At 69.7% G+C, this 12,779-nt stretch carries 11 protein-coding genes; 10 read left to right on the top strand and 1 reads right to left on the bottom strand.

Translation table 11 applies throughout. The features are described from left to right. From VFE28_08605 to arcC, 6 genes are all read left to right on the top strand, one after another. On the top strand, positions 1–217 hold a 217-nt coding region (locus tag VFE28_08605), incomplete at its 5' end, for a hypothetical protein (protein HZM16046.1). Next, positions 214–1,467, top strand: a complete 1,254-nt coding sequence (gene thrC, locus VFE28_08600) for a threonine synthase (GenBank protein HZM16045.1) — start codon at positions 214–216, stop codon at positions 1,465–1,467. The genes VFE28_08605 and thrC, both read left to right, overlap by 4 nt. 38 nt (positions 1,468–1,505) lie before the next feature. After that, positions 1,506–2,684: a pyridoxal phosphate-dependent aminotransferase gene (locus VFE28_08595; GenBank protein HZM16044.1), complete on the top strand. Its 1,179-nt coding sequence runs from the start codon at positions 1,506–1,508 to the stop codon at positions 2,682–2,684. A 63-nt stretch (positions 2,685–2,747) separates the two neighbouring features. After that, on the top strand, positions 2,748–5,000 hold the full coding sequence (gene yqeB / locus VFE28_08590) for a selenium-dependent molybdenum cofactor biosynthesis protein YqeB (GenBank protein ID HZM16043.1): 2,253 nt from the start codon (positions 2,748–2,750) through the stop codon (positions 4,998–5,000). 93 nt (positions 5,001–5,093) lie between these two features. Further along, on the top strand, positions 5,094–6,098 hold the full coding sequence (locus VFE28_08585) for an ornithine carbamoyltransferase (GenBank protein ID HZM16042.1): 1,005 nt from the start codon (positions 5,094–5,096) through the stop codon (positions 6,096–6,098). Positions 6,099–6,100: 2 nt separating this feature from the next. Then, on the top strand, positions 6,101–7,054 hold the full coding sequence (gene arcC, locus VFE28_08580) for a carbamate kinase (protein ID HZM16041.1): 954 nt from the start codon (positions 6,101–6,103) through the stop codon (positions 7,052–7,054). A 2-nt stretch (positions 7,055–7,056) separates the two neighbouring features. On the opposite strand, the gene VFE28_08575 is transcribed toward arcC, so the two are convergent. After that, a complete protein-coding gene (locus VFE28_08575; protein HZM16040.1) occupies positions 7,057–7,923 on the bottom strand; it encodes an MOSC N-terminal beta barrel domain-containing protein in 867 nt (288 codons plus the stop codon). Positions 7,924–8,071: 148 nt separating this feature from the next. Here VFE28_08575 and VFE28_08570 point away from each other — a divergent pair, with 148 nt between their 5' ends. From VFE28_08570 to VFE28_08555, 4 genes are read left to right on the top strand one after another with little or no spacing between them, the layout of a single operon-like run. Continuing rightward, complete coding sequence (locus VFE28_08570; GenBank protein HZM16039.1) at positions 8,072–9,103, top strand: BMP family ABC transporter substrate-binding protein; 1,032 nt, start codon at positions 8,072–8,074, stop codon at positions 9,101–9,103. A gap of 7 nt (positions 9,104–9,110) precedes the next feature. Next, positions 9,111–10,688: an ABC transporter ATP-binding protein gene (locus tag VFE28_08565; protein ID HZM16038.1), complete on the top strand. Its 1,578-nt coding sequence runs from the start codon at positions 9,111–9,113 to the stop codon at positions 10,686–10,688. Next, positions 10,685–11,788 (top strand): ABC transporter permease, encoded by a 1,104-nt coding sequence (locus VFE28_08560; GenBank protein ID HZM16037.1) that lies wholly within the window; start codon positions 10,685–10,687, stop codon positions 11,786–11,788. Before VFE28_08565 ends, VFE28_08560 begins: the two co-directional genes overlap by 4 nt. Further along, entirely contained in the window at positions 11,788–12,732 is a 945-nt protein-coding gene (locus VFE28_08555; protein ID HZM16036.1) for an ABC transporter permease, read from the top strand. Before VFE28_08560 ends, VFE28_08555 begins: the two co-directional genes overlap by 1 nt. Positions 12,733–12,779: the final 47 nt, after the last annotated feature.

Here is a 12,779-nt window from a genome sequence, read left to right as displayed (position 1 = left end):
GCACCTGCTGCACGGCGAGGTGGAGCCCGCAGTGCGGGCGGTGTTCGTGGCCGGTGAGCGCGTCCTCGACGAGGCACGGTGCACCCTGGTCGACGAAGTGGAGCTCGGCGAGCGCTGCCGCGAGCGGGCCGCGCTCCTCTGGGAACGTTTCCGCCGCGCCACGCCGCGCTGGCAGACGAGTCGGGGTGGAGCTGGCGACAGCGGGAGAACGACGTGAGCGACGCACTCCTGCCCAAGAAGGAACGCATTCGCGGCACCCGCTGCCTCGCCTGCGCCGCCGAGCACCCTTACGAGCCACAGCCCTATCGCTGTCGCCGTTGCGGCGGCATCCAAGACGTGCTCTGGGACGACGCCCGTCTGGCGCGCCACTTCACCCGCGCCGTGCTCGGGGAGCGCCGCCAGCGCGACATCTGGCGCTATCGCGAGCTCCTCCCGGTGGAAGACGAGACGCACCTGACGCCGCTCCGCGTGGGCTGCACGCCTCTTTACGAGACGCCGGCGCTACGCCGCGAGCTCGGCTTCGCTTCGCTCTACGTCAAGGACGACGGGGTCAACCCCACGGGCAGCTACAAGGACCGCGCCAGCGCCGTCGGCGTCGCCGCCGCCCTCGACGCCGGTTGCCGCGCCGGCGCCTGTGCCTCCACCGGAAACGCCGCTTCGTCGTTCGCCGGCATCGGCGCTTCCATGGGCCTCGACACCATCGTCTTCGTGCCGAAGAACGCCCCCGCTCCCAAGCTGACCCAGCTCCTCCTCTTCGGCGCCCGCGTCTTCAGCGTCGAGGGCGATTACGACCAGACCTACGATCTCTGCGAGCAGGCCATCGCGGCGCAGGGCTGGTACAATCGCAATGCCGCGGTGAATCCTTTTCTCGTCGAAGGCAAGAAGACCGCGGCCTTCGAGATCGCCGAGGACCTGGGCTTCGAGCCCCCCGACGTCTGCGTCGTCGCCGTCGGGGACGGGTGCATCGTGAGCAGTCTCTACAAAGGGTTTCAGCAATTCCGCGCCCTCGGGCTCACCTCGCGAGTGCCGCGCTTGCTCGGCGTGCAGGCGGCCGGCGCCGACGCCTTGGTGCGGGCCTTCGAGAGCGGCGCGTCGCCCGCACCGGTGCGCCCGAACTCCTACGCCGATAGCATCAACGTCGGCCGGCCACGCAATGCGTTGAAGGCGCTGGAAGCGATCCGGCTCTCGGCGGGAGCTTTCGTCCGGGTAGAGGACGAGGCGATTCGTGAGGCACAGCGAGTGCTCTCGCGCACCGCTGGCGTCTTCGGCGAACCGGCAGGTGTGGCGGGCCTGGCCGGTCTGCTCGTCGCTCGAGAGCGCCGTCTCGTGGAGCCCCGCGAGCGCATCGTCGTCCTCGTCACCGGCAACGGCTTGAAGGACGTGGACGGCGCCCGTAGCGCCGCCGGAGAAGCCATGCGCGTCGGTCCGCACCTGGAGGATCTGCGCGTGCACCTGTCACCAGGCTGACGGACGCGGCTGTCCGCGGCGAACGAAACGGGGAACGCATGCAGCGCCTACAGATGTTGGCCAAGGCGACGGGACGCCTGGGGACGGAGACGGCCTTCGAGGTCCTGGCTCGGGCGCGGGCGCTGGAAGCACAAGGTCGCCACGTGGTCCACCTCGAGATCGGCGAGCCCGATTTCGACACACCTGCTTACATCGTCGAGGCCGGCATCCAGGCGATGCGCGAAGGTTTCACCCACTACGGGCCCTCGGCGGGGTTGCCAGAGGTCCGCGCCGCCATCGCCGAGTACGCCGGCGCCATGCGCGGCGTGCGTGTCGCACCCGAAGAGGTCGTGATGACCCCGGGAGGTAAGCCGGTGCTGTTCTTCGGTCTGATGGCGCTCGTCGATCCGGGGGACGAGGTGATTTATCCGAACCCGGGCTTCCCCATCTACGAGTCCGTGATCCGCTACCTGGACGCCAAGCCGGTGCCGATCCGTCTGTCCGAGGACAAGGCCTTCAGCCTCGACCTGGACGAGCTCGAGTCGCTGGTGGGGCCGCGCACCAAGATGCTCATCCTCAACACACCGGCGAATCCCACCGGCGGCGTGATCCCGAAGCGCGATGCGGAGCGCATCGCGGAGCTGGCGCAGAAGCACGACTTCTGGGTGCTCACCGACGAGATCTATGCCCGCATTCTCTACGACGGCGGGCATCATTCGATTCTCTCGGTGCCGGGCATGCGGGAGCGCACCCTTCTCCTGGATGGCCACTCGAAGACCTTCGCCATGACCGGCTGGCGTCTCGGTTTCGCCGTGGCACCGCAACCTGTGGCCGACATGATCGGCAAGTTCATGACCAACTGCAACAGCTGCACCGCGAGCTTCACGCAGCGGGCCGGCATGGCGGCGGTGCAGGGGCCGCAGGACGCGGTGGAGGCCATGGTGGCCGAGTTCCGGCGGCGCCGTGATCTCATCGTGGATGGTTTGAACGCGATTCCGAAGGTGCGTTGCCTGCGGCCCCAGGGCGCTTTCTATGTCTTCCCGAACATCACCGCGACGGGGAAGAAATCCGCCGAGCTGGCGTCCTTGCTGCTGCAGGAAGCAGGCGTGGCGACGCTGGCAGGTACGGCCTTCGGCGCCTACGGGGAAGGCTATCTGCGTCTTTCCTACGCCAATTCGCAGGACAACATCCGCGAGGCCTTGAAGCGCATGCAGAGCTGCATCGAGTCCCTGGCCTGAGGCGGGACGCTGCGACCGGGGCGGGGCAGAGGTGCGAGCTCGACGAGCTCGCTGGCGCAGGCCTTGGGTCTGCCCTCGCGGGGCGTCGTCGCCTTCGTCGGCGCCGGCGGCAAGACGGGCGCCATTCGCCGTCTCTTGTCCGAGCGACCCGCGTCGCTGGCCACCACCACCACGCATCTCGGCCGTGACGGTTTCGGCCGTGGCCTCCTCGTCGTCTTCCCGGATGCAGCGGCGCTCGAGCGTGCGGCACCGCAGCTCGACAGCGCGCGGCCATTGACGCTCGCGGTGGCGGCTGGATCGCGCCTGCAAGGGCCAGCGCTCGTTTGGCTCCATGCCTGGTCGCGGCAAAGGCCCGGCGATCTCCTCCTCGTCGAGGCGGATGGTGCAGCGCGACGCCTCGTCAAACTTCCCGACGAGCACGAACCTGCCTGGCCGCCGGGGCCGCTCACTCGCGTCGTCCTGGTCGCCGGTCTTGGAGCCCTCGGGCGCACGCCTGCCGAGGTGGCGCACCGGCCGCAGCACTTCGGCGGCAGCGGCACGGTCGGCGTCGCCGACGTGGAACGGATGCTCGATGCCTATCTCGCCCGGCTGCCGCCGCGCGCTCCGCTCAGCGTGCTCCTGAGCGGTACGGGCGGCGTGAGCCCCGAAGTCTTGCATCGCCTCGTCTCCCACGTGGAACGCCGCGTGCGCCGTCGGGACCCTCGCTGGCAGGATCCCGGCGTGTCCTTGCGCGTCGGTGCCGCCGAGGACCTGGCCTCGGGTCCGTTCCAGAGTTGGGATCTCGGGCGCGGTACGAAGCGGAGCGGGGTGACGCTTTCCGGCGTCTGCGGCATTCTGCTGGCTGCCGGTCTCGGCCGGCGCTACGGGCGCACTGCAGCCGGGGAATCGAAGCTCCTCGAGCTCTGGCGCGGCAAGCCGCTCGTCGAGCACGCGGCGCGGCACCTCCTTGGCGCCGGCTTCGGCACCGTCATCGTCGTCACCGGGCCTCGAGATGCAGGCGTGCGAGCGGCGGTTCGGCGTGCAGCGGCGGCTGGTGCCGTTCCCGTGCGCTTCGTCCGCAACCGGACGCCGGCGCGTGGTCTCGGGAGCTCGGTCCGAGCCGCGTCAGGTGCCGTGCCCCCGGGGTTCGGCATGCTCTTCGCCCATGCCGACATGCCCGCGGTCCGCGTCTCCACACTGCGCCGCATCGCGACGCTCGGCTCCACGCTGCAGCATTGCATCGTCCGTCCCATGGTGATGGGCGCGCCGCGAAACCCCGCCTACTTTCCCGCGGCGCTCTTGCCAGCGCTCCGCCGCGTTCCCGATGACGACGGGGGCAGGGCGGTCGTCGCGGCGTATCCCGAGCGGGTCTTTCCACTGAGCCTGGATCCAGGCACCGATCTCGTGGACGTGGACCGCCCGGCCGACCTGGCGCGGCTGCAATCGGCGCGAAGCAGAGGGATGCCGAGCCCCTGGCGACGGGAGGAGGCGCGACCCTTGGTTCTCTGCGTCGGCTGCGGCGACCTGGGCACGGGGGCGGCGCACGCCCTCGTCCGCGCCGGGTTCCCTGTCGTCGTCGTCGAGAAGGCGAGGCCTCTGGCGGTGCGCCGCCGCGTGGCCTTCGCCGAAGCGGCACGAACAGGGGAGGTGGTGGTGGAGGGGATCGCCTGCAGGCGGACGAAGCTCGACGCCTTGCAGCGCGGCGGAGCGTGGCGGCGCGGCCGGCGCAAGCACGCCATCCCGCTCCTGGTGGTGCCGTTGTCGCGAGCGCTGGCGGCGTTGCGTCCGCCGATCGTGGTCGACGCCCGCATGAACAAGAAGCAGGCGCTGGATCTGCCGGCTTCTTCCTTCCGCGTCGCCCTCGGGCCGGGACACCGAGCCGGTGTCGACTGCGATGTCGTGGTGGAGACACTTCGCGGCCCGAGTCTCGGCCGCATTCTCTGGCGCGGCAGCGCGGCGCCGGACACCGGCGTTCCGGGAGACGTGGGAGGCGCGATGCGGGAGCGCCTGTTGCGCTCGCCCCGGGCAGGCCGGTTGCGAGTGCTCGCAGGGATCGGGACGCGTGTGCGCCGTGGACAGGTGGTGGCCCGTGTCGGCCCTCGCGCCATTCGCGCAGGTATCGGCGGCATCGTCCGCGGCATGTTGCGCGATGGCGAACACGTGCGCGCCGGCCAGAAACTCGGTGACATCGACCCCCGCCGCCGGCAGCCGCCGGTGGATCGGATCTCGGACAAGGCTCGTGCCGTCGGCCAGGGCGTGCTCGAAGCGGTGCGTGCTCATCGTGCCGCACCGCGTCCCCGCGGGCGAAGCCCGCGCTTGCGTGCTGCACGGGGCTGAACGATCCTGCCGGCGACGGCGTGGACGACGGGTGCTCGCCGTCGGGGAGCGAAGCAGTGCGGATCCACCGCCAGGGACTGGGAGGGTTTGTCGATGGACGAGAGGTTGCGCGGACGTGATTTCATCACCGATGCCGAGTGGAGTGTGGAAGAGCTGGAGACGCTCTTCAGCACCGCCCTGGCGCTCAAGGAGAAGTTCCGCCGCGGCACGCTGACACCGCTGCTGCAGAATCTGACCCTCTTCATGCTCTTCTTCGAGCAATCCACCCGTACGCGCAACTCCTTCGAGGCCGGAATGACGCAGCTCGGCGGCCATGCCCACGATCTCACTCCGGACAAGATGCAGATCTCTCACGGCGAGACCCCCTTCGACACGGGGTCGGTGCTCTCGCGCTATGGCCATGCCATCGGCATCCGCCATTGTGTGTGGAAGCAAGGCAATCGCTATCTCCGCGAGGTCGCCGCCGCCGCTTCGGTGCCGGTGTTCAACATGCAGTGCGATCTCTACCATCCCTGCCAGGCGACGGCGGACCTGCTCACGGTGCGGGAGAAGTTCGGTGCCGAGGGTCTGCGCGGGCGCAAGTTCGTCGTTTCCTGGGCCTACGCCCCGAGCTACCAGAAGCCCATGTCCGTGCCCCAGTCGCTCCTCCTGCTCATGCCGCGCTTCGGGTTGGACGTGGTGCTGGCGCATCCGCCCGAGTTCGACTTGGTGCCCGAGCTGGTGGCGCAGGCACGCCAGTTCGCCCGCGAGAGCGGTAGCCGCTTCGAGATCGTTCACGACATGGACGCCGCCTTCGAGGGTGCCCACGTGGTGTATCCCAAGAGCTGGGGGTGCATGGAGACCACCTCGGACTTGAAAGAATCGGCGGCCGTGGCCGCGCGCTACAAGAGCTGGATCTGCGACGAGCGCCGCCTCGCTCTCGCTGCGCCGGAGTGTCTCTACATGCACTGCTTGCCGGCGGACCGCGGGAACGAGGTCACCGACGCCGTCATCGATGGGCCGCAGTCGGTGGTTTTCGACGAGGCAGAGAACAGGTTGCACGTGCAGAAGGCACTCATGGCGCTCACCATGCGTGGCGACAAGACCGGGGAGTTCTGAGCATGCCGAGCGGGGAACTGTGTGTGGTGGGGCTCGGGGGCAACTCGATCATCCCCGCCCATGGAGCTGCGGACATCGAGGCGCAGCGGGCCCTCGCCCGCACCACCATGGCGCAGGTGGCGGCGCAGGTGGGGCGCGGCGTGCGCGTCGTCCTCACCCACGGCAACGGGCCGATCATCGGCAACATCGCCTTGCGCAACGAGGCCATGGCCCACGAGATCCCACCCATGCCCTTGGACATCTGTGGCGCCGATTCCCAGGGCGGCATCGGCTACATGGTGCAGCAGGCGCTGCAGAACGCCCTCGCCCGCGCCGGCGTGCGGCGCGAGGTGGTGACGGTGATCACCCAGGTGGAGGTGGGCGCGGACGATCCGGCCTTCCGCGCGCCGAGCAAGCCCATCGGTCCCTTCTACACGCCGGTGCAGGCGGAACGATTGGGGCGCGAGAAAGGCTGGGCCCTGAAGGAGGATGCGGGACGAGGCTGGCGGCGGCTGGTGCCGAGTCCGCGGCCGCTCCGTATCGTGGAGATCGGCGTCATCCGCGCCCTGGTCGATGCCGAGGTGATCGTGAACTGCGTCGGCGGCGGGGGCGTGCCCGTGGTGCGCCGCGGCGGCGAGTGGGTCGGCGTCGAAGCCGTCGTCGACAAGGACCATGCCGCCGTCCTTCTCGGCACCCAGCTCCGCGCCGAGCGTCTCATCCTCCTCACCGGGGTGGAAACGGTGATGCGCGGCTTCGGTACGCCGGCCGCAGCGCCGCTGCACCGCATTGACCGCGAGGAAGCCGAGGCCCTTCTCGCTGCCGGCGAATTCCCCGCCGGGAGCATGGGGCCGAAGATCCGCGCCGCGCTCGACTTCCTCGCTGCGGGAGGCGTCGAGGCCATCATCACCGATCCCGAGCACTTGTCGGCGGCGCTCGCCGGCACCACCGGCACGCGCATCGGCGTCTCTTGCGCCTGAGCTCAGGGGACGAGGCGCACGGGATCACCACGGCGGATCGTGCCACCCTGCACCACGGCAGCGTAGATGCCTACCTGGGCCCCATGGTGCTCCGCGACCGTGCGCAAGATCCCTAAGTCCCGCGGGAGATCACCCTGGGGCAGCGTCGTCATCACGCAGCGCCCGCAGGGACCGGTGATCTCCAAGCGCACCTTCGCCCCCAGCGCCAAGGTGCGCCCGAGCCAGGCGTCTTCCAGGAACACCTTCTCGCCCGAGGTGGGCTCGATGACGATGTTGGGCCGGAAGCGGCGCACCTCGAAGCGTCCTTGGGGTTGCAGTTCGTGCAGCCGCGCGAGGGTCGCCGTGGTGAGAAGGTGCACGGAGGCGCAGTCGAAGAAGGTTCCCGCCGGGAGAGTGAAATCGGTGACCGTGTCTCGGTGGTCGAGGCCGTCCATATCCGGCCAGTACGCTTCGGCGTTGACCGGCCCTGCCTCCCCGGACGCCGGCGCGGCGGCGTGAATGTGTGTCTCGATCATGTCAAGCCTGACTTGCCGCTCGAGAAGGCGCGATAGGATCGCCTCGAACTCCCGTTGGGCCGTGTGCACCGTCGTACCGTCTGGCAAGGCGATGCGCACGGGAGGCAGCTTGGCGCCGGCCGCCGGGGGCTCGATGAAGGTGGCACGGAGGTCGAAGAGCCCTTTCCACTTCTTGGGGTTCTTGGCGCTCACGACCTTGCCGCTGGACGCGTCCACCAGTGCATAGGCGCGATCTCCGAGCAGGCCGAGCCCGGTGACCTCGGTGGACTGCAGCTCCTCTCCCGCCATGGACTTCACTGGATAACGCCAGAGAGAAAGTACGGAGCCTACTTCGAGCGACGTCGTACTCGACATGATCCACCTCCGCGGCCGCGCGGACCGTAGGAGTATTCTCGAGCCTGCAGGAGACCGAAGGTACCAGCCGAGTGCCACCACGTCCATGCGGTCGTCGGGTTGCCAGCGAGCGGAAGCCGCCGCTAGAATGTCCGCCCTGGAGGCGGCGATGCGGCAGGCAACGCGTGGTGCTCTCGTGGGCGTGGCCATGCTCGCCGCCCTCACCTGTTGCAATTGCTCGCGGCAGGGGGGCGAGGCCGGCAATGCTCTGCGCGTCGGTCTCGTCTTCGACCTCGGTGGCCGGGGCGACAAATCCTTCAACGATTCGGCCTATCGCGGACTGGAGCGGGCCGGACGCGAGTTGGGCGTGCGCTTCGAGGTCCTCGAACCCTCAGAAGGTGCCGACCGGGAGACGGGCCTCCGAGAGTATGCGAGCCGCGGTTTCGCCCTCGTCATCGGTGTCGGCTTCATGTTCAGCGACGACATCGAGAAGATGGCGCGGGAGTACCCGGAGGTGAAGTTCGCCTGCGTGGACTACACCGTCAAGCTCGATGCCCAGGGCGCCCCGCAGGCCTTGCCGCCCAACTTGGTGGGGCTCAAGTTCCGCGAAGAAGAAGGCTCGTTCCTCGCCGGCGCGGCGGCGGCCCTGGTAGCGCGGAGCGGCATCATCGGCTTCGTCGGCGGCATGGACGTGCCGCTGATCCACAAGTTCGAGGCAGGGTATCGCGCCGGAGCGAAGCACGTGGCGCCGGCCACTGAGGTTTTGGTGGGGTATGCCGGCGTCACCGCCCAGGCCTTCAAGGATCCGGCGAAGGGCAAGGAACTCGCCCACAGCATGTACGGGCGGGGCGCCGACGTCATCTTCCATGCCTCCGGAACGACCGGCTTCGGCGTCTTCGAAGCCGCCCGCGAGCATGGCAAGCTCGCCATCGGGGTGGACTCGGACCAGTACGACGAGGCGCCTGGAATCATCCTCACCAGCATGGTGAAGGACGTGGACATCGCCGTGTTCGAGACAGTGCAACGGGTGCAGGAGGCAAGCTTCCAGGGCGGCATCCAGGAGTTCGGCCTGCGGGAAGGCGGCGTCCACCTGGTCCACGACGCGCGCAACCGGGAGCTCTTGCCCGACGCCGTCTTCGCCCGCGTGCAGGTGCTGCAGGACTCCATCGCCGCCGGGCTCCTGCCGGTGCCGCGCGAATGACGCCTGCATGAACACCCCCGCCCTGGAACTCCGGGACATCAGCAAGAGCTTTCCGGGCACCGTCGCCAACGACCATGTCTCCCTCGCCGTTCCCCGCGGCCGCATCCACGCCCTCGTCGGCGAGAACGGCGCCGGCAAGACGACGCTGATGCGGGTGGCCTATGGCGAGCTCCGGCCCGACGCCGGGGAGGTGCGCATCCAGGGCGAGCTCCTTGGCCGAGGCGGCACGGCTCGCGCCATCGCCCTCGGTCTCGGCATGGTGCACCAGCACTTCATGCTCGTGCCGACGTTGCGGGTGTTCGAAAACGTCGTGCTCGGCCATGAACCACGGCGGGGTGCCTGGTTCGATGCGGCGGCAGCGCGCCGGCTCGTGCGCGAGACGGCGGCGCGCTTTGGTCTCGCCATCGATCCGGACGCCCGCGTCGGCGATCTCGGTGTCGGCGAACAGCAGCGGGTCGAGATCCTCAAGGTCCTCGTCCGGGGCGCCCGCGTCCTCATCCTCGACGAACCCACCGCCGTGCTGGCGCCGAGCGAGGCGGAAGACCTCTTCGCCATCCTGCGGCAGCTGGTGCGGGAGCAGCACACCGTGCTCCTCATCTCGCATCGCTTGCACGAGGTCCTCGCCGTCTCCGACGCGGTGACCGTGCTGCGTGACGGGAAAGTCGTGGACGAGATGCCGGCGGCGCAGGCGGATCTCGGCCGGCTCGCCCGCGCCATCGTGGGGCGCGAGGTGCGTGCGCCGTCGCGGGCACGCGGATCGGGCCACGAACCGGGCGGTCGTGCCGTGGCGCCGCTGCAGGAGACGGAGGTGCGCGTGACAGACAGACGCGAGCCCATCGTGCTGCGCTGCGACAGCTTGCGGACGGCAGGGAAGAGGGAAGCGCTGCAGAGTGTCTCGCTGGAGGTGCGGGGTGGCGAGATCCTGGGCGTCGCCGGCGTCGAGGGCAACGGGCAGCAGGCGCTGGCACACGCGCTCCTCGGTCTCGAACCCGTCGTGGGCGGCAGCATCGAACTCCACGGTGAGGACGTGACGAGGCTCGGCACGGCGGCGCGACGCGCCCGCGGTCTCGCCTACGTGCCGGGCGATCGCCTGCGTGAGGGGCTGATCCCGGCGCTTCGCATCGACGAGAACGCCATCCTCGGCCGCCAGCGCGAGCCGGACCTCGGCAACCGCGCCTGGCTCTCGCCCCGCCGCGTCGCGGCGCGGGCCGAGACGTTGCTGCGCCGTTTCGAGGTGCGGCCCGCGATGCCGTCCTTCCCGGCCGCCGTTCTCTCGGGCGGCAACCAGCAGCGCCTCGTGGTCGGTCGTGAAATGGGACGCGAGCCGTCGCTCCTCCTCCTCGTCCAGCCGACGCGGGGCGTCGATATCGGAGGCATCGCCTTCTTGCACGAACGCATTCTCGAAGCCCGCGATGCAGGTCGCGCCGTTCTCCTCGTCTCGGCCGACCTGAACGAGATCCTGGCGCTCGCCGATCGAGTTCTCGTGCTGTACTCGGGGCGCGTCGCCGGCACCTGCAGCGCCGCCGAGGCGACACCGGCCCGTCTGGGTCTGTGGATGACCGGCGGCAAGGAGAGCGAGGCGTGAAGGCTCGCGGCACCAGAGTGTTGCCGGGGATTCTCGGGCGCTGGGCGCGGCCGCTCGCCGGACCCCTCGCGGCCATCGGTCTCGCGCTCGCCGCCGGCGCGATTCTTGTCGCGGTTCTCGGGCAGGACCCGGTCACGGTCTACACCACGCTCTTCGACGCCATCTTCGGCTCGGCCTACGGCTTCGGGCAGGTGCTGTTCAAGGCCACGACGTTGATCGGCACCGGTCTCGCGGTCGCCGTGGCTTTCCGCGCCGGCCTGTTCAACATCGGCGCCGAAGGCCAGATGTACTTGGCCGGCCTGGCCTCCGCCGCCTTCGCCCTCGCCCTCGGCGATGGCTGCCCAGCCCTCGTGGCGGTGCCGCTCGTCCTCCTGGCCGGTGCTCTTGCGGGCGCGCTCGTGGCGCTTCTGCCCGCGCTGCTCCGCGCTTTTCTCGGCGTGCACGAAGTGATCAACACCATCATGCTCAACTTCGTGGCCTTCGCCCTCGGAAGCTGGATCTTGGTGGAGAAGCTGGCGCTCTTCGAGTCGGTGCACACGGCGGAAATCCCAGCGGCAGCGCGGCTGCCACGCCTGGAGACGATGCTTCCCGCCTTTCGCGGCGCCCCGCTCAACCTGGCGCTCCTGCTGCAGCTCCTGCTCTGCGCTCTCTGCGCCCTCGCGCTCTGGCGCACGCGCTGGGGCTACGAGGTCCGGGCCGTGGGACTCTCGGAAAGCGCGGCGCGGAGCGCCGGCATCCCGGTGCGGCGCCGGCTGGTGGAAGCCATGGCGCTCTCCGGGGCCCTCGCCGGAACCGCGGCGGCGAACTTCGTCCAGGGGTACAAGTACTACTTCGAAGAAGGCTTCACAGCGGAAGCCGGTTTCAAGGGCATCGCTGTGGCCCTTCTCGGCAGCACCCATCCCGCCGGTATCGTGCCCGCGGCGCTCTTCTTCGGTGCCCTGGATCGCGGCGGTTTCGTGATCAACGGGTTGGTGCCGAAAGAGTTCGTGGACATCCTGCAGGCCCTGGTCATCTTGCTCGTCATCGTGCTCGCCCGGCCCGGCGATGTGGCGGCCCAGGTGCGCCGTCTGGCGCTGCGGCGTCGGGAGGAGGTCTCCTGATGGAAGCGCTGCCCCTGGCCGGTTTGCTCGTGGCCGCCACGCTGCGCATCGCCGTTCCCTACGTCTTCGCCGCCCTCGGCGGCTTCTACAGCGAGCGCTCCGGCGTCATCAACATCGCCCTCGAGGGCATGCTGCTCACCGGAGCCTTCGCTTGTGTCGTCGCCGCCCACGCCGCGGAGAGCGCCGGACTTGGCGGGGCTGTGGCAGGCTGGCTCGGCGTCGGGGCGGCGTGCGTGGCGGGGGGCGGCTTGGGGGCACTGCACGCTCTCATCTGCGTGCGCTTCGGCGCCAACCAGATCGTGAGCGGCCTCGGTCTCAACCTGCTCGCCATGGGGGCGACGAAGTTCCTCCTCACGCTCGTCTTCGGCAGCTCCGCCAACTCGGAGCGCATCGCCGGCATTCCGTCCTGGGACCTCCCAGGTCTCGCCTCCTGGAGCGTGACGCGAGTGCTCTTCTGCACCCCCCTCGTGTTGCTGGCCGTGCTCGCCGTGGTCGTCTCGCAGCTGCTCTTCCGGCGCACCGTCTTCGGACTGCGCCTGCACGCCACCGGCGAGCACCCCGAGGCGGCGCTGTCGCTCGGCGTGCCCGTCGTCCGCCTGCGCTGGACGGGGGTCGTCCTCTCCGGTGCTCTGGCCGCTCTCGGGGGCGCCTGGCTCGCCCTCGAGCAGCACCAGTTCACTGCCGGCATGTCGAGCGGCCGCGGTTTCATCGCCCTCGCCGCCCTCATCTTCGGCAAGTGGACGCCCCGCGGCGCGGCGCTCGCCTGTCTGCTCTTCGCCGCCGCCGAGGCGGTGCAGATCCAGCTGCAAGGCGGTGCCCTCGGCATTCCGACGCAGTTCCTGCAGATGCTCCCTTATGTGGTGACCATGGTCGCTCTCGCCGGCGTCATCGGTCGCAGCCGGCCCCCGGCCGCTCTCGGCCGGCCGCTCGAACCGTTGCGCTGAGGCGGAGGCGATGCCGGCTCCGCATGGATCGAGGGCAGGAATGATGG

This window comes from Candidatus Krumholzibacteriia bacterium (genome assembly GCA_035649275.1).
Taxonomy (GTDB): Bacteria; Krumholzibacteriota; Krumholzibacteriia.
The sequence above is the reverse complement of the archived record's forward strand: the minus strand, read 5'-3'. Positions and strand labels throughout refer to the sequence as shown.

Coding starts and splice junctions, on each gene's coding strand:
- VFE28_08585 (HZM16042.1), top strand. CDS start 5,094: ATGGACGAGAGGTTGCGCGGACGTGATTTCATCACCGATGCCGAGTGG.
- VFE28_08565 (HZM16038.1), top strand. CDS start 9,111: ATGAACACCCCCGCCCTGGAACTCCGGGACATCAGCAAGAGCTTTCCG.
- arcC (HZM16041.1), top strand. CDS start 6,101: ATGCCGAGCGGGGAACTGTGTGTGGTGGGGCTCGGGGGCAACTCGATC.
- VFE28_08570 (HZM16039.1), top strand. CDS start 8,072: ATGCGGCAGGCAACGCGTGGTGCTCTCGTGGGCGTGGCCATGCTCGCC.
- VFE28_08575 (HZM16040.1), bottom strand. CDS start 7,923: ATGTCGAGTACGACGTCGCTCGAAGTAGGCTCCGTACTTTCTCTCTGG.
- VFE28_08595 (HZM16044.1), top strand. CDS start 1,506: ATGCAGCGCCTACAGATGTTGGCCAAGGCGACGGGACGCCTGGGGACG.
- VFE28_08555 (HZM16036.1), top strand. CDS start 11,788: ATGGAAGCGCTGCCCCTGGCCGGTTTGCTCGTGGCCGCCACGCTGCGC.